The sequence below is a fragment of the Syntrophotalea acetylenivorans genome (genome assembly GCF_001887775.1).
In the GTDB taxonomy this organism is placed as follows: domain Bacteria; phylum Desulfobacterota; class Desulfuromonadia; order Desulfuromonadales; family Syntrophotaleaceae; genus Syntrophotalea_A; species Syntrophotalea_A acetylenivorans.
In genome coordinates this window covers 709,729-731,846 of the sequence record NZ_CP015519.1, presented here as the reverse complement: position 1 = coordinate 731,846, position 22,118 = coordinate 709,729, and the positions used below count along the sequence as shown (strand labels likewise).

Below are 22,118 nucleotides of genomic sequence, written 5' to 3'. Positions count from 1 at the left end.
ACTTCGATGTATGCCTCTATCCCTGAAAAACACCAGGTTTTGCAGGATGAAATCCTTTCTGATCCATTTTGTAGGTTTTTGCTAATGCATCAAATAAGGACCTGTCATGTTATTTGATATCGATGCCTATTTTACTGCCGAACTGATAGCGGCTTGCAAGCAAGACTATCAGGGGAATCGCTTGCTGCTGGTTGAGGCCGCCCGGGCCTTTCTTTCAAAGGGGCAGTCGGAAATCCGTGACCGGCACCGTGCAGGACTCGGTGGTCGAGCAGTCGTTGAACAGGTGACGGAATTAAACGACATTTTGCTGCAGAGGTTGTATCGGACTGCCTCTGAAGGCCTGCCTCAAGATAAAGAGAAGTTTTGCGTATTGCTGGCTGTTGGGGGATACGGTCGCGCGCAGCTCAATCCCAGATCCGATATCGATTTGATGTTTTTTTATTCCAGCAAAGGCCAGGACTATGCCGAAGCTCTGTCCGAACGGATGCTGTATGTTCTTTGGGATTTGAATCTTGAGGTTGGCTACAGTGTTCGTGCCAGTCGCGATTGTATTGATATGGCCGAAAAAGACACCACTGTGCGTACCGCTCTGCTCGATACGCGGTATCTGACCGGTAGTCGGGAGTGCTACGCTGAATTTGAACGGACGGTGGTCAGCAAAATATACAGCTGGAACAGTAAAAAGTTTTTGCAGGAAAAGCTGGTTGAACATGAACGACGGATGGGCAAGTACGGATCATCGGTCTTTTTACTGGAACCCAATATCAAAGAGGGGGAAGGGGGACTGCGTGATATCCAAACCGCTTTGTGGATGGCCCAGGCCAAGTATAAATGCCGAAACCTGCGCGAACTGATTATGAAAGGAATGGTTACCGAACGGCAGGGGGAGGAATTTGAGAGGGCCCTCGACTATCTGTGGAGAATACGCAACGAACTGCACTATTTGTCCAAGGGAAAAAACGAGCAGCTTCGTTTCGACCAACAAGAAAAGATCGCTCACTTTCTAGGTTATCAGGATACCAAGCAAGCTCCTGCAGTCGAACAGTTTATGCAGGACTATTATGCCCATGCCACCCATGTAGAGCATATTACGTCTTACCTGATGGCTAAGGTGATGGGGGCCCTTGACGCCCAGTCGACGCGTGCGGTTCATAGCAGCAGACGGCCCGTACGACGCCAAGTTGGAGACCATTTCTACATTCACGGAAACGAATTGCGGGTTGAGCAGGACGGTTTGTTTGAAGAAAAACCGGAGCTGATGATGCGGGCCTTCCGCCTTGCTCAGGAGCAAGGGGTTAAGGTCAGTATCCAAATAAAAACGTTGATCCGGGAAAATCTACATCGAATCAACGACCGGGTACGTCGTTCTCGGACAATGACCGATGACTTTATGGCGATTCTGCGTTTTCCGCACCGGGTCTTCGATGCCTTGAATACCATGCATCATTTGCGTTTTTTGAATCACTTCATACCTGAATTCGGTCGTCTTTACTGCAAGGTGCAGCACGATGCTTACCATATCTACACCGTAGACTTTCATTCCCTTTTTGCCCTGGAAGAACTGGTAAAAATCCGACAGGGAGAATACGATAAATCATTTGAACTTCTGAGTAAGGTGGCCAATGACCTCGAAAAAAGAGAATTGTTGCTGTTAGCAGCTCTTCTCCACGATATAGGTAAAGGGCAGGGAAAGGACCATTGCAACAAAGGTGCTGACATGATCCCGACCATCGCCCGGCGCCTCGGTCTCAATAAGGAAGACGCCAGTCGCCTGGAGTTTTTAGTGCGGAATCATTTGCAGATGGCTCATATCTCCCAACGACGGGATTTGCACGATGATGCATTGATCGTGCAGTTTGCCCGGCAGATGGGCATGAGCGAAAATCTGCGTATGTTGTTTTTGTTGACCGTTGCCGATATCAGGGCCGTTGGCCCGGATGTTTGGACCGCCTGGAAGGGTTTGCTTTTACAAGAGCTTTATGAAAAGGCCTACGATGTTTTGGAGCGCGGCGACTTTTACCGGGAGAGCCGTTCGGAGAGGATTCGCAATCGCAAACGCCGGGTTGTGGAGTTGTTGAAGGGCGAGTACAGTGAACGCGCTGTCAAGGAGCGTCTCAATTTGATGAGTATGCGCTACCTGTTTGCGCAGCGTTCGGCAAATATCGCCGAACACATACGCCTGATCATGAATCGGCGAGATTCCACCCTGGCTTTTAAGGCAACCAACGAAAAGGATGCAAATTATACGGAGCTGACGATTGTCACCCTGGATGTTGCCGGTCTCTTCACCATGATCACGGGTGTGATGGCGGCTTATAATATCAACATCCTCGGGGCGCAGATCTACACCCATAATGACGGACTGGCTTTTGATGTTTTGCAGGTGCGGGGTCATCAGGGCCGACCGATCGTCTCTCAGGAAAAGTGGGAACAGGTGCGCAGCTCTCTTGAAGCTGTGATTGAAGGACGCATGCAGGTTGATGATCTTGTTCGTGATCGCCAGCAAGTCAAGGCGTTGCCGACTTCTCCAAAGCCACGGAAGCCCAGCCGTATGGAAATTGACAACGAGGTGTCCAGGGATTATTCGGTCCTCGATATCTATACCCACGATAAAGTTGGCTTGCTCTATACCATCAGCAAGACTTTGCGAGATATGGGCCTCTATATTGGCGTTTCTAAAATCTCGACAAAGGTCGATCAAGTGGCCGATACTTTTTACGTCCGCGATATTTTCAGCCAAAAGATTACCGACCCTGACCGCATTTCCGAGCTACGCCAGAATCTGCTTAATGCTATCGATAGCTCAGGCGAAGAATAGTCAATGTAAAGCAGGAATGTATGAACCAAAAGCTCGACCTTTTTCTTAACTATCTGACTGTCGAAAAGGGCTTGTCGGCTAATACGCTGGAGGCTTATGGAAGGGACCTGTCCCGCTATGTGGGGTTTCTGCTCGAGAAAGAAGCTCACCATCCGGATCAGGCCACGGCCACGCTGGTGCTGGATTTTCTCGGCTCTTTAAAAAAGTCCGGACTGTCCTCCCGGAGCCGGGCGAGGACTCTCGTAGCCTTGCGGACTTTTCATCGCTTTTTGCTTGCCGAAGGGTACGCCTGCGAGAATCCCACTAGTCAGATCAAGGCTCCGCGAACCCTGAGTAGTTTGCCAAAGACCTTGTCTCCGGAAGAGGTGGAACGTTTACTTGCGGCACCGATTGGTGATACTCCCCTTGATCTGAGGGATCGAGCCATGTTCGACCTGCTTTATGCAACGGGGCTTCGGGTATCTGAACTGGTCGGGCTTAAGGTTTCTGATTTGCAACTCGATGTCGGCTATTTAACCGCCTTTGGCAAGGGCGGCAAGCAACGCATCGTTCCCATGGGAGAATCGGCCCTTGGAGAATTGCGTGATTATCTGAATATGGGACGTCCGTCCCTGGTCAAGGACAGAGTGAACTCGTTTCTGTTTCTCAACCGATCGGGGAATGGGTTGACACGTCAGGGCTTCTGGAAGATTATTAAGCGGCGAGCCTTGCAAGCCGGGATCAGCAAAAATATTACCCCGCATACATTACGTCATTCCTTTGCCACCCATCTGCTCGATAATGGGGCGGACTTACGCGCTGTTCAAACCATGCTGGGTCATGCCGATATATCTACTACTCAGATATATACCCACGTTACCCGGGAACGGCTGAAACGCTTACATGCACTGATTCATCCCAGAGGGTAATTCGAAACACCGGAACGACATTTCTTCTCTCTGTTTCAATTGATTACGCACAGACGATTAACGATGGTATTTGTTTGAGGTTATTATGAAATATGTAGTTCTGTTAGGTGATGGAATGGCTGATGAGCCTTTGGCCGAATTGAATGGTCAAACGCCTCTCCAGGCAGCCGATACCCCCAATATGGATCGTCTCGCTCGCCAGGGTGCTCTTGGCATGGTCCAGACCATTCCCGCTGGGTATCCGCCCGGCAGTGATGTCGCTAATCTGTCGGCCTTTGGCTACGACCCAGCTGTCTGCTATACCGGTCGTTCACCTCTGGAAGCTGCCAGCATGGGGGTTGAACTCGGACCGGACGATATCGCGTTTCGCCTGAATCTGGTTACTCTTGGTGACCGCGATGGTGAAGTGTATATGGATGACTTTTCCGCTGGTCACATCGGTTCAGAACAGGCCGGACAGCTTGTCGAGGCTTTGCAGCAGGAATTCGGAGGGGAAAACTTCTCTTTTCATCCGGGGGTTTCTTATCGCCACCTCATGGTATGGCATGGTGGCAGAGACCAGCTTTCCTTTACCCCGCCCCATGATATTACCGGACAGCCCGTGGCTGAATTCCTGCCAAAAGGGGAGGGTGCCGAAACATTGCAGGACCTCGCCAACCGTGCCAAGGCTTTGCTTGAGACTCACGAGGTCAACAGGGAGCGCATTGCCTCCGGAAATAAACCAGCCAATGCTATCTGGTTATGGGGCCATGGCCGTGCTCCGCAAATGGAAACTTTGCGGCAAAAATTCGGTATCAGCGGGGCGGTCATATCGGCTGTTGACCTGATTAAAGGTATAGGAGTCTATGCCGGTCTCGACGTTATCGAGGTGCCGGGCGCTACGGGCTATCTCGATACCGATTACCTGGCCAAGGGACGTTATGCACTGGAGTCTCTTAAAACCAGAGACTATGTGTATGTTCACGTAGAGGCTCCTGATGAAGCGTCCCATAGCGGGGATTTGCCGGAAAAAATTCGTGCTATCGAATCTTTCGATGAATTGGTCGTCGGTACCGTGCTGGAAGGTCTTCCCGCGCTGGGAGAATTTCGTTTAATGGTTCTGCCTGATCATCCGACACCGATTTCAAAAATGACCCATACCGGGGATGCAGTACCCTTTATCCTGTTCGACTCGCGGGCCAAGGACAACCCTAACGCTTTTGCCGGCAGTGCCTATCATGAAAAAGCGGCAGTCGATACCGGATTCTTCATTGAACACGGTTATGAATTAATGAATCGTTTGATTACAGGCTGTTCTTGAGAGAACCCCGGTTGCCAGCGTGCAGTTCCAGCGGGGTGCGGGTATATAAAAAAGGCCACGATGTCAGAAAAGACATCATGGCCTTTTTTCTTTGGTGAGAAATAGTTTCAAGACAGGTCATGCTATCAATGATGTATATCCTTAAGTAAACCAGGGTATTGATAGAGGCGGCATATAACTTAAGCTGCATTTGTAAAATAGAACCAGTACGCTAACTAAAGAATTTTCACACGAATAATATCCGTGGCCTTGTAAGGGATCCCGTAGAATCCTTTGTTTATAATATCTCCCATCACCCATTTGCCGGAGGCTGTCGATTCCACACCGGAAATCGAGATGCGTGAAGCGGTGCCGGCAACAGGATCAATGATTAATAGATTTGAAGCCGTGTATGGAATGGCGTAAATTTTATTGTCTGGACCAAGGATTGCTTCTGACCACCCTGAATTGGAAAGGTTTACCCCCATAGTACTGAGTGTTGCCGTATTGGCTGCCGGATCGATGATCAGAATAGCAGGGGAATCGGTATAAGGAATGGCGTAAATCTTCCCATTAGGCGCTAGAATTCCCCCGGCATATTTATGAATGCTGGTGAGAGCTGCTCCCATATTGCTCCGGGAGGCCGTCCCGGTGGCCGGGTTAATGATAAGGATATCCATAGCATTGCGGGGAACGCCGTAAATCTTTCCGTTTGCAGCGAGCACTCCCCCGGTCCACTTGTGGGGGCCGGTAAGGACCGTTCCCATGTTGCTGCGGGAAGCGGTTCCGTTGACTGGGTCGATGATAAGAATGTTTGTGGAATCTCGCGGAATGCAATAAATTTTATTATCAGCACCCAGCACTCCTCCCGCCCATTTAGCCGTGTCGGTCAGATTCAATCCAAAGTTGTTTCGAGCTGCGGTTCCTGCTAACGGGTCAATGATCAGAACGTCTGGAGCATCATAAGGAATGCAATAAATTTTTCCGTCAGGGCCAAGGCATCCACTTGCCCATTTGCTGGAACCGGAAAGGCTTGTTCCCATAGAGCTGCGCGTTGCGGTATTTGCGATCGGGTCTATGATAAGGATGTCATTCGAACCGTAAGGTATTCCATAGATCTTGCCGTCCGGCCCTCGGACGCCTCCCCACCATTTGGACTCTGCCTCAGTCATGTTGACACCGAAATCTTCGATCGTGACGGAGAGCCCCGCCGTTTCTGCCACATCGGTCGATCCCCCCCCACCGCTACCGCCACAAGCCAATATACTTAAGGTAGTTAGCAGGCAAAGTGCTCTAGCGAGACCTTTCATTTTCTTCTCCAGGATCTGTTCTCACTGAGGAAATTCTATCGTTCCTAGATTCCGAATCGTTCTAGTGCAGGCTTATCCGATATGCAGAGAAAAAAGGGTATCGACCCTGGTCCCCTGGTTTTTCTTGTATGGGTTATAGGACCGTTTCTTGTTGTCAATTATCTCCTGCAGTAAGTAATAAAGTCTTAAAAGGGTGGATATTAAAGACAAGGGTTCCTCTATCCTCTGGCATTTTTTACCGTATCTTTGATACGCTTGACATGCCCGCGACCAAGGGCCTTTACCTCGCAGCCCAACTCGAAATAACGCTGAATATGTTCATCCGTCAAAATGCCAAAACAGTCGACTACGGCAATAGGGCCGCCAGCCATGCGCAAAATTTCATCCGGTGTCAGGGTTAAATAGGGCGCGTGGCGTACGGCTAAAACAACGGCTTCGGCATTGCACAGCGCATCGGATAACTCGCGGGTCATGGCAAAGTCATCCAATTCCTGCTGATTTCGGAAAAAACGCGATAGACTCATCCCGGTAGCCGGATAACTATCCTGTTTTTCAATTTCCCACCAATGCTCGACATAGGGGTCATGTGCCTTAACTTCAGCCCCCATCTCTGTCAGCTTGCGCAGAACAATTTCCGAACCGCTGTAGCGAGTGTCGCCCACATCCTCTCGATAGGAGACACCCAGGATGGTAATCGGCGTGGCCGCCACGATTTTTCCCATGTTTCGCAGGGCGTCTCTCACAAGCTGTACCACATGCAGCGGACGGGTATCGTTGATATTGATGGCTTCGGGAGTAATCTGGAAAATCTCGTTTTCAAAGCCCATCAGGTGACGGTAGGCCCACAGCCCCAGCCCCCCGTCCTTGGGCAGACAGTAGCCGCCAATTCCAGGCCCCGGGAAAATCATATTGCTGTGTGTAGGTCGCACTTTTATCGCGTCGATTATCTTGATGAGATCGACGCCGTTCGTTTCGGCAAACAGACTCCACTCGTGAAGAAAAGCAAGGATCGTGGCTCGGTAGCTGTTCTCCACAATTTTACAGGTTTCGCTTTCAATAGGCCTGTCGAGTACGGTAAGGGGAAAATCGGTAGTATTGAGAACTTCTTCCAAAAACTTTTTGACCCGAGTGCGGCTCTCCGGGTTGATCCCGCTGCAGACCCGCCAAAAATCACGAATGGATTTTACATATTCTTTGCCGGGCATCACTCGCTCATAACTATGAGCCAATAACGGTTCGCCGGAAAGGCCTCGCTGCCGAAAAGCCTTTTTGATGGCGGGATAAGCGATATATTCAGTAGCGCCAGGCGGTACCGTGGTTTCAATGAGCACCATACAGTCTGGAGAAATCATTTCCCCAAGAATCCTGAAGCTTTCCTCAAGGGCACTAATGTCGGCATAGCCAGTACGCAGATCACCCAGGTCCTGTTTAAGAAAATCGCATTGGATGTCTACCACGACCACATCCGCAAGTTTAAGAACCTCATTGGTATAGGTGGCAATGAGGTTCTTCTTCTTTACGACGCAGCGCTCTATGATTTCAGCCACCTCAGGGTCTTCGGCTTTTAGGGGACAGATTCCCTGGTTAAATAAGGGAATTTTCCAATAGCTTCTGGTGCTGGGTCGTTGCATGCCGATAACAAACTTTCCAGGCAGGGACGTACTTGGATCGACTGAATCCGCAACGACCGCAGCCATGACCGCTCCGACAAAACCGAGCCCCATGACCACGACAATCTCCTTGCCTTCATCACGTTTATCGGCAACAAGCTGCTCAAGCTTGAAAAACTCGTCGGCATAGTCTTTCTCGCCGGGGAGGGGAAATCGTTCCCCGGCAGGGCTGACTGAATAGGTCATAGAGAGCCTCCTTGGTTCGGCACCCGGGAATAATCCTTATAAATCTACAAAGCCTATAATCCTGGGTGACGGTTTTAACCCTTCAGGGCATTGCCTCGCCAGATACCATTATCTCCTATCTTTGGAAGTATTCAAGACCGGGTGTATCCATATCCCGACATGTTTTGCCTATTGTCCAGCTTGTATAAGTTTGTCTGTCGCGGCATTTCCCCATTGGGGGCTGTTTTTAGCCCATTGACGAATGCTCTCCTAAGACTCTTGAAGCCATTAAGTCTAAAAATAGAAGGCAACTGTCGCTTGGAGATGACAATCTGGATAATCAGGAAGATATCTAACAACCAGAGAGGTGGATTGTTTTTATGATTTATGCGCGTTTGGGACTATAAAAACATTATTTTTCAACAACATATAGAAAAGTTTTGTCCTGACGTCATGTGGTATACGCCAAAAGGCCAGAGGTGCTAACAAATTTATGTTCTGTTTTTTTGTGAAGCGCTAAATTGCCTTGATCATTCTTGAAATTGCATAGCTAGATTTCAATAATCCATTGCCTCTCCAGGAAAGCCATTCCTCTTGTTTGGAAATAAATAAAACCTAATCTATGTAACTGGTTGAAAATAGGTTGTCCGGGAAATACAGGTTCAATTTGGTGAAACATCTTAGGTCTGATGTTTTGGCACATCCGTTGCTTATGTCCTTTCCTGTAAATTCGTATGCATAGAAAATCCCCCTAGATCAACTAGTTGTGCATTGTGGTGATCCCTGTGTACAGGGTGGGGGTGGTCAATGGGGTAGGTCGTTTCCTTATCCCACTAACCCGGCTAATAAATTGTGTCACGAGCTTCATGGAAGGATTTCAGATGTTTAAAGGAAAAGTTTTAAGAACATGTTTAATGACGTTGCTTGCAGGAGTTTTCCTGCTCGGTAGTCTCACGGAGGCTTCTGCCGGGCGGCGTGTTACCGTTAATTCGCCCCTGACCCAGCTTCTGGCCAATGGCTTTTCTGCCGATCAGGTCGTTTCTCTGCTGGAAAATGCAGGCATCAGTGGCTTGCGGAAAAACGATATTTATAAAGATCCCATGGAAGGTTTGGCTGGGCTGGAAAACTTTACTGACGGCCAGATTACCTTGCTGCAGGCTTCAACTGCCGTAAACCTCTTTTTGTTGCGCCTGGACAATTATTCCTGGGGCCCCGGTGATGCAGGTGATCTTGCCTATCTGGATGAAGCCGTACAGATGGTCAAGAGATGCCTCAGCCAGGCAGGCTACCAGGAAGTGGTTACTCAGTTGAATCCCACCTTGGCTGATTTCAATCGTCCTCTGACGATCGACCATCTGATCAGCGGCACGAACAATTATCTTGAAACATTGACCGTGTGGGCCAGTAACGGTGAAATTACAGATCCAGTTGCCGAGTGTGTTTCGCTCTGCGACAGCCTTTCCGAGCTGGCACTGCATTACTATGTCCTGGAAAATCGGGGTGATGCAGCCATCGAGGATGCGATCGGCTACGATATCCTTCCGGATATCAGCGGGACCCAATACCCCCGGATCGATTTCAGCGGATTGGTGACCATTTATAACCAGGACGGATCGGTGGCCTCTAGCGACATTGGATCTACTCCTGATCCTGCTCCCGCTGCTTATCCGGCCGCCATACTGGACAGCGTGTTAGTCGACGGTAATACCTTCGTTATGAATTGGAGTCTTCCTGATGGCCTCAGCGAAGTTCCCTCCGGCGGTTACGATATTGTCATCGACGGCGTGGATACCGGTACCCAATGGCGTACCACTGAGACCACTATGGTTATCAGCGGTCTTGAACCAGGCGTAAGCCATACTTTCCAGGTTCAGGCTCGCTGGCTGCAGGCCGATCCCGATGAAAGTCCGCTCTCCAACGAGATTTCGGCGGCCTTCCAGGTAACCCCTCCCGAACCGGAGCCGACCGCTTACCCTACGGCCAGTCTGGACAGCGTCGAAGTTGACGGCAACAATTTTGTACTGAATTGGAGCCTGCCTGCCGGTACCAGCGAAATTCCCTCAGGCGGTTACGATATTATCATCGATGGCACCGATACCGGCACCGAATGGCGTACCACCGGCACCTCTATCGCGATCACTGGTCTGGAAGCCGGCGTAAACCACACCTTCCAGATTCAAGCCCGTTGGCTGCAGGCCGACCCGGACCAGGTTCCACTGTCCAACGAACTTACCGGTATCATACCTGTTAGTCTGCCCCCTGAGCCGCAGCCTGCTGCCTATCCCGCTCCTATTCTGGAGAGCGTGGATGCAGACGGTAGTGACTTTGTATTAAGCTGGAGCCTGCCCGCCGGCACCAATGAAGTTCCTTCGGGCGGTTATGATATCATCATCGACGGCGTGGACACCGGTACCGAATGGCGTACCACCCAGACCAGTATCGTGATCACGGGTCAGGAAATTGGCGCGACTCATACCTTCCAGGTCCAGGCCCGCTGGCTGCAGGCCGATCCCCATCAGGTGCCTCTGTCCAACGAGCTTTCCGGTGTCATTACTGTAAACCCTCTTCCCACGCCGGAGCCGACTACTTATCCTGCGCCCATTCTCGACAGCGTAAACGTGGATGGCAGCAGTTTCGTTCTGAACTGGAGCCTGCCTGCCGGCACCAGTGATGTTCCTTCCGGCGGTTACGATATTATCATTGATGGTACCGACACCGGCAGCGACTGGCGTACCACCGGGACCAGCACCGTCATTACCGGGCTTTCCAGCGGCACGGCCCATAGCTTCCAGGTTCAGGCCCGCTGGCTGCAAGCCGACCCCCATCAGGTGCCCGTGTCCAACGAACTTTCCGGCACCATTCCGACCGATACTTCCGGCGGCGATTCCGATCCTTCCGACGGCGGTTCCGGTGGGGTAGAGCCTCCCAGCTCCGACAGCGGCGCGGTCAAGGCCTTCCCCGGTGCAGTCGGGTTTGGTACTGAAACCACTGCCGGTCGTGGTGGGCAGATAATCAAAGTTACCAACCTCAACGACAGCGGGTCAGGTTCTCTGCGGGCCGCTATCGAGGCCTCAGGTCCGCGTATTATCGTCTTTGAAGTTGGTGGTGCCATCAACCTGAACAGCGATCTGCGCATCTCTAACGGCAACGTTACCATTGCCGGTCAGACTGCACCTTTCCCGGGTATCATGCTCAAGCGTTACGGAGTGCGTATTAACACCTCCAACATTTTGATGCAGCATATAGCGATCCGCGTAGGTGACGATGGCCGCACTGCAGACGGTTCCTGGGATAACGCGGACGCCTTGCAGATCACCGGCAGCGGTGCCAGCAATATCGTCATCGACCACTGCTCCTGGTCGTGGGGTATCGACGAGAACTCTAGTACCTGGGCTTCGGGTGCCCACGACATCACCTTTAGTAACAATATTATCGCCGAAGCTCTGGTTAACTCGACCCATTCCGAAGGTTCCCACTCGAAAGGGCTGCTTATTGGTGGCAGCGGCAACAATCCGAAAAATATCGCGATTATCGGCAACCTGTTCGCCCACAACGTCGACCGCGATCCTCAGTTGAAGGGTGGAACCAGCACCGTGGTGGCCAACAACGTCATGTACAACTGCGGCGATAGCTACTCTATCTCCAACATGACTCGGAATTATGTGACCGAGAAAACCCTGGCCAGTTACCTTGGCAACGTCTTCGTCGATGGTCCCCAATCCGCATCGGGTGCTTACGCCATAAAGGCCGAGTCCAACCTGGCGTCCGGATCAGCCTTTTATGCCGACGACAATGTCAACCTGAGTCGTCCCTCTTACCTGATCAAAGACAGTGCCGGCTGCAGGGTGAGTTCTGCTCCCCTTGCTATTGCAGATTATTCGCCTCTGGCTAGCGGCCAGGTAGTCGATTCCGTTCTGACCTATACCGGCACCCGTCCTGCAGAACGGGACGATGTCGATGCTCGGATCGTTTCCGAGGTCTATAACGGGAACGGTTCACGGAAGAACCATTCCAGCGGCCTGTGGCCCAATTATCCGTCGACCACGCGTGATTTCGATCAGTACATTCCGTCGAACCCCACTGGTGATAGCGATGGCGACGGATACACCAACATTGAAGAAGTGCTGTACCAGATGGCTCTGCAGGTGGAAGGCAGGTAAAAATGTCTGCTTATACTTAAGCACATAAGGGAAATGCTCCCCTGGTAATCCATGAGCATTTTCCAAGCATTGCACAATAAAAGGGGGGGAAGAATCAGTTCTGATTCTTCCCCCCCTTTTTCTATATTAGAGCTAGAAAATTGTATTGCCCTGGAATGGATGATAGGCAGTATTTCTGTTCGCAATTGTAAATCAAGAGGAAAGGTTTGGGTATTTAGGTGAAGAGAGTTCTAGGCTCGGTTTCGCGCTTCAGGATATTTCTAAAACTGGGCCATTCGACCAGTAATGTCCGAGAACTTCTACTTATAGTTTTCAGTTTGTTTCTCCAGGCCTTTCGACTATTAGCTGCAGTTTTGCGTATTTGCGCAGGTTTGTCACAAATAGACAACAGTTTTAAAAGGGTGTTGTCAGGCCTTTCTTAAACGTTCATATTCCAGCGTCGCTCATGGGTGACATTCAGATGACCGAATCGGTGGTTGAATTGTAAAACAGATGAGAGTTTCATAACACACGAGGCAGATTTACAATAACCATTTTTTTTCTATATAAAACCAAAGAAACAGTCATGAACATTGAGTATCTAAGCGAGAAGGCCGATGCTGAAACCAGTTTTTGACACTTTTTAAAATTACTGTGCAAGTTATTAAAACCATTCATTTATTGATATGGAAAATACTAATCACATCTCTATCAATCCTTAATTAACCAAACATCTCAAAGTGTTGGCAGTTTCCAACCTGTGTAACTAGCTGATAATACATTGCCTCAAAATTGACGGAACTAGGGTTGCGAATTATTACATCCAAGGTTTTGGCATCTCCTTTGCTATTAATGCAGGAAACATAATCGTAGTTCAAAAAAAGCTATATAAGTTAGCGCTGTCGAGCGCAGGTGCAATGCTTGGATGGTAGCAGGGGGAGACGACTTTCGGATTGGTATTGAATCGATCCCTTTAACCAGAGTCATAAAGTTCAAAACAGGCTTTATGAAAGGATGTACAAATGAAGAAGCAAAAGATATTTAGAACGAGTTGGATGATTTTAGTCGCCGTAATGCTGTTGTTGCCCGGCTGCGGCGGTGGCGGTGGTGGTGGAGGTGGAGGTAGTGACAGTGCTTCAGTTAGTGGTGGTACTTCCGGTGTAGCCGTAGACCCCTATATCGTGGGAGCGGTATTTGAGGAAGTGTCCCCTGAAGAGCAGGTGTTGCAAAGGTCCTCTATCTCCGATGCGGAGGGCAATTTCAGATTTCCACAAACGATCCGAACCGATTCGACAATACGCATCAAGGAAGACCAGAAAGGGACCCATGCGGGCAAGCCCTACGAGGGTTCTCTGCGGGGGATAGCTGATCATTCCGGAGCGCTGGTGGCTTCACCCCTGACAACCTTGCTTGCAAACGGGTTTTCATCTGGACAAGTGATCGCCATGCTGGAAGATGCTGGGATCAGCGGCCTGCAGGAAGGCGATCTCTATAACGACCCAATGGTAGGGCTGGCCGGCCTTGAAACGTTCACAGATGACGATTTGGTTCTGCTGCAGGCAAGCATGGCAGTGAATAGTTTCCTCCTGCGGCTCGATAATTTTAACTATGGCCCTGGTGATCCTGGTGTCGTCGCTTACCTTGGTGAAGCTGCCGATATGGTCAAATATGGGCTCAGTTTGAGCCGTTACCAGGAGGTTCAAAGTGAACTAAGCGACACTTTGATAGATTTTTCCAGTCCAGTGACCCTCGACCACCTGATCAGCGCAACCAGCAATACCGTTGAAACCTTGACTATTGCTGCCCGGGACGGTGATATCGCAGACCCGGTGGACCTGGTGGGCGAAATTGCCGTGCTCAACGATAGCCTTACCGAATTGACACTGCATTACTATGTGCTGGAAAATCGCGGTGACGCTGCCATCGAGGAAGCTGTTAACCATGATATTTTGCCTGACATCGACGGAACTCAATATCCCCAGCTCGATCTTGCCGGCGATATCACGGTTCAAGGCGTGATTGTGCCCGAACCGGAGCCGACTACTTATCCTGCTCCCATTCTGGACAGCGTAGAGGTGGATGGTAGCAGCTTCGTTCTGAATTGGAGTCTGCCTGCTGGCACCAGCGATGTTCCTTCCGGCGGTTACGACATAATCATCGACAGCGTGGACACCGGAACCGACTGGCGCACCACTGCAACAAGCACTGTGATCACAGGGCTTTCCAGCGGCGTGGCACATACTTTCAAGGTCCAGGCCCGCTGGCTACAGGCCGATCCTCATCAGGTGCCTTTGTCCAACGAACTTTCCGAGACGATCCCTGCCGATACTTCCGGCGGCGACTCCGGATCTTCGGGCGGAGATTCCAGTGATGGTTCCGGTGGGGTAGAACCCCCAGCTCCACTGGCGGCTCTGTCAAGGCCTTTCCCGGCGCGGTAGGTTTCGGCACTGAAACCACGGCTGGTCGTGGCGGTCAAATCATTAAAGTCACCAACCTCAATGACAGTGGCTTGGGTTCCTTGAGAGCTGCCATAGATGCTTCCGGTACACGGACTATCGTGTTTGAGGTTGGCGGTGCGATCAATCTGAACAGCGATCTGAGAATATCCAATGGTAATGTCACTATTGCCGGACAAACGGCGCCTTTTCCCGGCATCATGCTCAAAGGACATGGTGTGCGAATTACCGCCTCTAACATTCTGATGCAACATATCGCCATCAGGGTGGGTGACGATGGCCGATCTTCGGACGGTTCCTGGGACAATAAGGACGCTTTGCAGATTACCGGCAGTGGCTCCAGTAATATCGTCATCGATCATTGCTCCTGGTCCTGGGGTATCGACGAAAACTCCAGTACCTGGGCCTCGAACGCCCATGACATTACCTTCAGTAACTGTCTTATTGGTGAAGCCCTGGTGAACTCGGCCCATTCGGAAGGTTCCCACTCCAAGGGTCTGCTGATCGGCGGCAGCAGCAACAACCCCAAGCGCGTGGCCATCATCGGCAACCTGTTTGCTCACAATGTTGATCGCAACCCCCAGCTCAAGGGTGGAACCAGCACCGTTATCGCCAACAACGTCATGTACAACTGCGGGGATAGCTACTCTATCTCCAACATGACCCGCAATTACGTCAGCGAAAAGACTCTGGCCACCTATCAGGGCAATGTCTTCGTCGACGGTCCGCAGTCGGCTTCCGGCGCTTACGCCATCAAAGCCGAATCCAACCTGGCTTCCGGTTCAGCGTTTTATGCAGACGATAACGTCAATCTGAGCCGTCCGTCCTATCTGATTAAGGACAGCGCCGGTTGCCGGGTCAGCTCGCCGCCCCTCGTGATTTCCGACTACACTCCTCTGGCGAGCGGTCAGGTGGCGGACTCGGTCTTGACCTATGCCGGCAGCCGTCCTGCGCAGCGGGACGATGTCGACGCACGGATCGTCTCCGAGGTATACAGCGGCACCGGTTCTCGGAAAAACCACTCCAGCGGCCTGTGGCCCAGCTATTCTTCGACCTCGCGGGATTTCGATCAGTACATTCCTTCGTCCCCGAACGGTGACAGCGATGGCGACGGCTACACCAACCTTGAAGAAGTCTTGCATCAGATGGCCATGCAGGTTGAAGGAAGGTAAGTCAGGGCGCAGTTTATTAAAAGTATAAAAGGGAAATGCTACAGGTTAAAATTTAAGGCCTTTCCCATAGGTTGAACCAAACAGGGGGTGAATCAAACTTGATTCATCCCCTGTTTTTATGTGAAAAGGCAGGGCTATCTTAGTTGACCCTCTACCATCGCCACCATTTAACATTCTTGTTGGATTTTTCTACCGTTTCGGCCATGTGATGCAATACCTCTTCGATATTTGAATACCCATCGGCATCAAAATCATCATGGGGATAGGGTGGGATAGGGAATGCTCTTTTTGATACTTGAGGGGCTGGCCATCCATTTGGAGAAGAATTGTCGCAGCCTTCTACACAGTCGATCTGCTTGCCGGTGCGGCTTTTTACCTGTTTGACGATTCTTTCATCAACGGGATCTGCGTCGGGAGTTCCTCTCTCTCCGGGGCGAGCGCCGGCGGTAGCTAAAACATGATCCTCCAATACCGCAAGATCCCTTACAGTTATTCCTGAAATCGAAATTGGGGATTCGGTAGTCTCTATCCCACCAGGTGTATTGTCCCTGATCAGAACAGGTACCTGGGTCCCAGAGCGATTGATGTGGATATTGTTTTGCTGGAAAAACAGGGATTTCGGGTGGAGGTTATCGGCTAAGGCAAAAATTCTTTTCCCGGAGGTGGCAGGGCCATCTATAAAGATGTTGCTTTGGAAATTGGCCCTTATCGGACCTCCTTTATAGGGGTCGGTCAGATCAACAAAGGCATATGCGCCACCCTCATAAATCAGATTATTGACGGCTACAACATTATTGCCTCCCTGGATTTGCGGCACCCGGTCAAAATTGTGCGCCATCAGGTTGCTAATTATTGAAACATTTCCGGAATTGGGTCCAATCAACAATCCCTTAGAATGAGGTTGTTCAGTGTGAATGGAATTGTGCAGCCCTTCGCTGATAATACAGTTGGAAAAAGTGACATTGTTCATCCCACCCGTCCAGGTGCTTACGTTTTCGTCTGCTGCCCAACTGGCGGAAACATGATCGATTACCACATTTCCGGCACCAGAATTGAGCTGAAGAGCGTCCAGGTTGTCCCAGCGGCCATCCCTGGTTTTCCCCTGGTCGCCAGGTCTTATTCTCAGATGCTGTATCAAAATGTCGTGAGCGGAAATTTTGATTCCATAATTTTTAATAGTTATGCCTGGTGGTGGTGCTGTTTGTCCGGCGATTGTGCAATAGGGATGACTGATTATTATGTTTGATTCAAGTTCAATGGTTCCCGCTACTTCAAATACAATAATTTTTGGACCCTTTGTATTTATTGCCCTGCGCAAGGAACCGCGACCATTGTCTTTAAGGTTTGTTACTTTAACGATTTTTCCACCCCGTCCAGCCGGGGTCTCTGTTCCAAAACCTTCAGCGCCTGGAAAAACTTTTAAGGTTCGTTTTGGCCAGAGGGAGGAATTGCTGAGAGTCTTAACCGAAGGAATATTGATAATATCTCTGCTGCTACCATAATGGCTTTGTGCTTCAGGGAGTGGGGCGGTCGAATGCCCTGATGCCAAATTCAATTCCGAACAAGCAAAAATGGAAAGAAGAATAGCAGTAAGGAGGAACACAATTAATATTGCCAGACTTGATTTTTTTTCTAGTTTAAGTTCCATAGTTTCGATAGTGAAATAGGCGGCCGGGAATCGACATGTATCTTACTTTCAACCACAAAAGAATTTTTCCCAAGTGTCTAGCATTTGCCTGGGATGCTTTTTGAATTCTCGTCGATGCTAGATTCCGATTACCTTTTAACCAATGATAGCAGATCATTAGCGATTTACTTGCAATATTGGGTTTGTACAAAAGTGTTTTCCTTGTCAATTGTTTTCATGATTTCTTGAGTACCGTTCTATATATTTGTCAGCGGTTTGTAGCCAGAGGCATATGAGCGAGCCCGGTTAGGTATGGTAGCCGCTTTCGAAACATACGGTATGAACTAACCACTTTCTTTAATGCTGTTTTCATTTTCTACTGAAATTTTCCTGCAAGATTAAATGGGTTCCTGTTCAGGGACTCTCTTTCCTTATTGTTCTACCTCGTAATTTTCTCAATCAGCCTCTTTTAGGGGCTACCCCTTGAATCGGGTTTCAAGTGTTCTATTGTTGTAAGAACAGCAGGGTTACCTGAATCGCTGGCTTCAAGTTGTCCAGCATGATGGCGTGGGCCTTGGTTAAGCAATATCACAATGAAGAAAATAATATGAGGAGTCTCGTAGAAAGCGTCTACCTATAAATAAATTGCCTTGAGAGTTGAGAGATCTTCCAGGGAGTTTCTTCAAAGAGGGTCCCGGATTTTAACCGGGATTATGCCCGATGCTTTTAAAACACAGTGCTTTATATTTTGTCGCTTGCGGACTGTCCGGGGCAGTCAATCTGTTGGCGATACCTGTATTGACTCGACTCGTTTCACCTGAAGCTTACGGTCAGTACGCTCTGGTAGTCGCCGGGGTAGGGTTGTTCAATGTGGTGCTTTTTCGCTGGCTGAGCCTTGGGTTACTAAGGTTTTTACCGGCCTACAAAGAAGAGCAGGACGTCTTCCTTTCCACGATTTTTATTGGTTTTGTCGGTTTGGTTGTATTGACAGGGATTTCAACTGTCATTGCCTTGTTCTTTATGGTTGATCCGTTGCTCCGCTGGTTTGTAGCGATTGGGTTGATTTTGCTCTGGGGCAGCGCATTCTTCGAACTTAACAAGGAGCTTGTTCGATGCCGTTTTTCCCCAAGCCAGTATGGGCTTCTGGCCCTTCTTAAGGCAGTTATCGCTCTGGGGGTAGGGGGTGGACTCGCCTACTTGGGATGGGGCGTCAATGGCCTTCTTTACGGGCTGCTATTAGGTTTTGTTTTGCCGGGTATCTGGCAAGTTTGGCGGGACTGGCGAACGGTTCGACTGCGGCTGGCGAGCTCGGCTCTTTTTCGTCAACTTCTCTTTTATGGATTGCCCCTAACGGCGACGTTTGCGTTGAAATTTATTGTTCGAAGTTCTGATCGTTTTCTTCTGGGATATATGGTTCACAGCGAGGCTACGGGTCTATATTCCGTTAGCTACGATCTTGCCAGTAATTCACTGGGGATATTTATGATGGTGGTTAATCTCGCTGCATATCCCCTGGCAGTCAGTGCTCTGGAGCAAAAGGGCAAGGAAGCCGCAAACCTTCAGCTTTCGAAAAATGCGATTCTTTTGTTGACTATTTCACTGCCGGCTGCTGCAGGTCTTGCTTTGCTGGCCCCCAACATAGCGGAGGTTTTTCTGGGGCAAGCTTTTCGCGAAGCGGCAACCGGACTGATCCCATGGGTGGCTCTCGGAGCTTTTCTATCCGGAATCAAGTCCTTCCATTTTGATCTTAGTTTTCAGCTTGGGCAATATACGATGGGTCAAGTGTGGGTTGCCCTGGTCGCTGCTGTCGTTAATGTTGCGTTAAATCTTTGGTGGATTCCGGTCTTCGGCTTTATAGGAGCCGCTTACGCGACCGTTGTCGCTTACGCAATAGGTATTGTCTTGAGTTTGATTATGGGGCGGAAGGTCTTTGTTTTACCCTGGCCGGGCAAAGAAGCTGCCAAGTTGGTTCTTGCAACGTTCATTATGGTGCTGGCTCTGCTGCCCATTGAAAACTTGCGCGGCGGTTTACAGCTTGCCGCTCAGGTGAGTTGGGGTACGGTCGTTTTTGGCGTTCTGCTATGGCTTTTAAATGTAGGAGGGATGAGGGGGCACCTGTCACGCCTTATACAGCGGGTACCTTGAGTATATGTATTTTTCCAGGAATTTTTCCAGGAGCTGGATAAATGAACAGATACGACAGAGGTTAGCACAGTGAAAGGACAACCTTTCAAAATACAGGGGGACCAATGAAATCTCAATCAGATCGCATCGCCCTCTTTCTGCCTCTGCTTGTCGGGGCAGGAGCCGAACGGGTCATTTTGAATCTGGCCCATGGGTTTGTCAGTAAAGGTCACAAGGTGGATTTTATCCTGGGAAGGGCCGAAGGGCCTTTTCTGGACCAACTCCCTGAAGAAGCCAGGCTGGTGGATCTAAAGGCATCCAGGGTGCTTACAAGCTTGCCGGCACTTGTTCGATATCTTCGAACAGAACGTCCAAAAGCTTTGATCTCTGCCCTGGATCACGCCAATATCGCGGCCCTGTGGGCCAAGCGGCTGGCTGGAGTTCAAACCCGGGTTATCATTACCCTGCACAATACCGTCTCCGAAAAAATGAAGACAACACCGCTCTTTTCCAGACGAAAGCTCTTCCCGTTTTTGATCCGAAGGTTTTTTCCCGGGGCTGATGCAATCGTTGCGGTCTCCAATGGGGTGGCCGGTGACTATGCCGAAGTCACAGGGATTCCCCTTGAAAAAATACAGGTAATATATAACCCGGTGATAACGTCCGAGGTTTTAGAAAAAGCTGCAGAAATCCTGGAACACCCCTGGTTCAATTCAGAGGAGCCGCCTGTCATCCTATCCGTAGGCCGCCTGAGCGAACAAAAAAATTATGCAAAATTAATAGAGGCTTTCTCTTTAGTCAGAGAAAAACAGGCTGCCCGGTTGATGATTCTGGGAGAGGGAGAATTGAGACCAGACCTCGAAAAGCTAATATCTGAATTGAATCTAGACGAAGATGTGGCCTTGCCTGGTTTTGTTATAAACCCCTATAAATATATGAGTAAGGCAGCTGTTTTTGCTCTTTCTTCCAAGTGGGAAGGTCTTCCGACCGTTCTTATCGAGGCCCTTGCCGTCGGGGCGGCCGTTGTTTCTACCAATTGCCGAAGCGGTCCTGAAGAGATTCTTATGGGTGGTGCCCTTGGTAAACTGGTTCCGGTCGATGATGCCCGGCAGCTTGCCGAAGCCATTGTCGAGTGTCTTGATAGTGAAAAGGGTATGTTGGATGACGGGTTGATGAAAAGATACGAACCCGAGTGGGCGGTCAACGATTATCTGAAAGTTGTTGAAGGGGAGTGTTGTGGATAAATTAGCATTTCGACTTCTCTGGCTCCTTGTTTTTTCGATTCCGGCAGAAAATATGCTCGTATTGCCGGGCATCGGAACGATCTCCCGGTTTGTCGGTATTCTGGTTGCCGCTGCTGTAATGCTTTTATTATGCAAGAAACAGAGGATACGGAGGATTGGGCCTGTTCAAATTCTTTTTGTATTTTTTTTCATATGGATTACGGCAACTTTTTACTGGAGCAGGGATCTTGTCAGCAGTCGGGATGCAATCAAACTGTTTGCCCAACAGGGAGTATTTGTATGGATTGTCTGGGAAATAGCTGTTTCTGAAGAACGGCAAATTCAGCTTCTTAAAGCCTATGTTCTTGGAGCACTGATACCGATAATCAACATAGCAATGGCTTTTTTCCAGGGGGCCCAGAGTTCGTATTTCCGTTATTCAGCTGCCGGATTTGACCCTAACGATATCGGTTTGACCATAGCGCTCGGTGTTCCAATCGCCTGGTATCTTGGGACCCTGGTGAAGGGCAATTGGATGTCCTGGCTGTTTCGCCTGTATGTTCCCCTTGCGACAATTGCAATCATACTTACGGCCTCAAGGTCGGCCTTCATTGCCTTGATGGTGGCGATGCTTTTTGTGGTTGCAAGTTTTACCCGTCTATCATTGTTCAATAAATGTGCATTGTTCCTTTTGGTCCTTGTTTCAAGCTTATTAACAATAAAATACATCCCATCCTATTCATGGGCCAGGTTGATGACCATAGGCAGTCAGGTGTCTGCCGGTGATCTGGGTTCGCGCATGAACATCTGGCGAAGTGGCCTGAAGGCATTTTTTCATGATCCGTTCTTTGGGTCGGGGATTGGCACCTTTTCTTTTAGTGTTGAGCCATTTCTCGGGGTTCCGATGTCACCCCACAATTTGTTTTTGTCGATTATGGTCGACCTTGGAATTGTCGGGCTGCTGTTATTCATCGCTATTGTTCTGGCAGCTCTTTACGGGCTAAAAGACATGCCCGTAGTCAAAAGGAGATTGTGGATATTTATTTTTGCAACCTGGCTTGTAGGGGTTATGACACTGGGCTGGGCTCATCGCAAACCGACCTGGTTCTTTATCTCTCTGGTGGCAGCCCAGGGGGCCGTATACTTGAAACAGGATGAGGAAATACAGTCTGTTGCCGATACACCGAAAGCATAACCTTTGACCCAGTGGCTTTAACGAAGCAAAGG

Annotated in this window: 12 protein-coding genes; 9 read left to right on the top strand and 3 right to left on the bottom strand. The window is 49.8% G+C overall.

All coding sequences use genetic code 11. The features are described from left to right. The first annotated feature begins 106 nt into the window (after positions 1-106). The 3 genes from glnD (at position 107) to A7E78_RS03365 (ending at position 5,026) form a co-directional block, all read left to right on the top strand. Complete coding sequence (gene glnD, locus A7E78_RS03375; RefSeq protein WP_072282912.1) at positions 107-2,818, top strand: [protein-PII] uridylyltransferase; 2,712 nt, start codon at positions 107-109, stop codon at positions 2,816-2,818. 20 nt (positions 2,819-2,838) lie between these two features. Then, positions 2,839-3,726, top strand: a complete 888-nt coding sequence (xerD, locus tag A7E78_RS03370) for a site-specific tyrosine recombinase XerD (protein WP_072282911.1) — start codon at positions 2,839-2,841, stop codon at positions 3,724-3,726. 85 nt (positions 3,727-3,811) lie between these two features. Next, complete coding sequence (locus A7E78_RS03365) at positions 3,812-5,026, top strand: cofactor-independent phosphoglycerate mutase (RefSeq protein WP_072285029.1); 1,215 nt, start codon at positions 3,812-3,814, stop codon at positions 5,024-5,026. Between the two features lie 215 nt (positions 5,027-5,241). Here A7E78_RS03365 and A7E78_RS03360 read toward each other — a convergent pair whose 3' ends face one another. Next, a complete protein-coding gene (locus A7E78_RS03360) occupies positions 5,242-6,315 on the bottom strand; it encodes an NHL repeat-containing protein (RefSeq protein WP_072282910.1) in 1,074 nt (357 codons plus the stop codon). A 218-nt stretch (positions 6,316-6,533) separates the two neighbouring features. Further along, entirely contained in the window at positions 6,534-8,171 is a 1,638-nt protein-coding gene (locus A7E78_RS03355; protein ID WP_072282909.1) for a nucleotide sugar dehydrogenase, read from the bottom strand. 893 nt (positions 8,172-9,064) lie between these two features. On the opposite strand from A7E78_RS03355, the gene A7E78_RS14780 reads away from it, so the two are divergent. The 3 genes from A7E78_RS14780 (at position 9,065) to A7E78_RS03340 (ending at position 15,917) form a co-directional block, all read left to right on the top strand. Beyond that, positions 9,065-12,310 (top strand): hypothetical protein, encoded by a 3,246-nt coding sequence (locus A7E78_RS14780; protein ID WP_083552611.1) that lies wholly within the window; start codon positions 9,065-9,067, stop codon positions 12,308-12,310. Between the two features lie 1,001 nt (positions 12,311-13,311). Next, positions 13,312-14,727: a fibronectin type III domain-containing protein gene (locus tag A7E78_RS03345; RefSeq protein WP_145924835.1), complete on the top strand. Its 1,416-nt coding sequence runs from the start codon at positions 13,312-13,314 to the stop codon at positions 14,725-14,727. 80 nt (positions 14,728-14,807) lie between these two features. Beyond that, positions 14,808-15,917 carry a pectate lyase family protein gene (locus A7E78_RS03340; protein ID WP_145924834.1) on the top strand — a complete coding sequence of 370 codons (1,110 nt, stop codon included), beginning with the start codon at positions 14,808-14,810 and terminating at the stop codon, positions 15,915-15,917. Between the two features lie 151 nt (positions 15,918-16,068). Here the strand turns inward: A7E78_RS03340 and A7E78_RS03335 are convergent, their stop codons facing one another. After that, positions 16,069-17,565, bottom strand: coding sequence for a pectate lyase family protein (locus A7E78_RS03335; RefSeq protein WP_072282906.1), 1,497 nt, complete (start codon positions 17,563-17,565; stop codon positions 16,069-16,071). 699 nt (positions 17,566-18,264) lie between these two features. Between A7E78_RS03335 and A7E78_RS03330 the strand changes: the two genes are divergently transcribed. The 3 genes from A7E78_RS03330 to A7E78_RS03320 all read left to right on the top strand — a co-directional run bounded on the left by A7E78_RS03330 (position 18,265) and on the right by A7E78_RS03320 (position 22,086). Continuing rightward, a complete protein-coding gene (locus tag A7E78_RS03330; RefSeq protein WP_072282905.1) occupies positions 18,265-19,689 on the top strand; it encodes a lipopolysaccharide biosynthesis protein in 1,425 nt (474 codons plus the stop codon). A 104-nt stretch (positions 19,690-19,793) separates the two neighbouring features. Then, positions 19,794-20,912 carry a glycosyltransferase gene (locus A7E78_RS03325; RefSeq protein WP_072282904.1) on the top strand — a complete coding sequence of 373 codons (1,119 nt, stop codon included), beginning with the start codon at positions 19,794-19,796 and terminating at the stop codon, positions 20,910-20,912. Then, positions 20,905-22,086, top strand: a complete 1,182-nt coding sequence (locus A7E78_RS03320; RefSeq protein WP_072282903.1) for an O-antigen ligase family protein — start codon at positions 20,905-20,907, stop codon at positions 22,084-22,086. Before A7E78_RS03325 ends, A7E78_RS03320 begins: the two co-directional genes overlap by 8 nt. Positions 22,087-22,118: the final 32 nt, after the last annotated feature.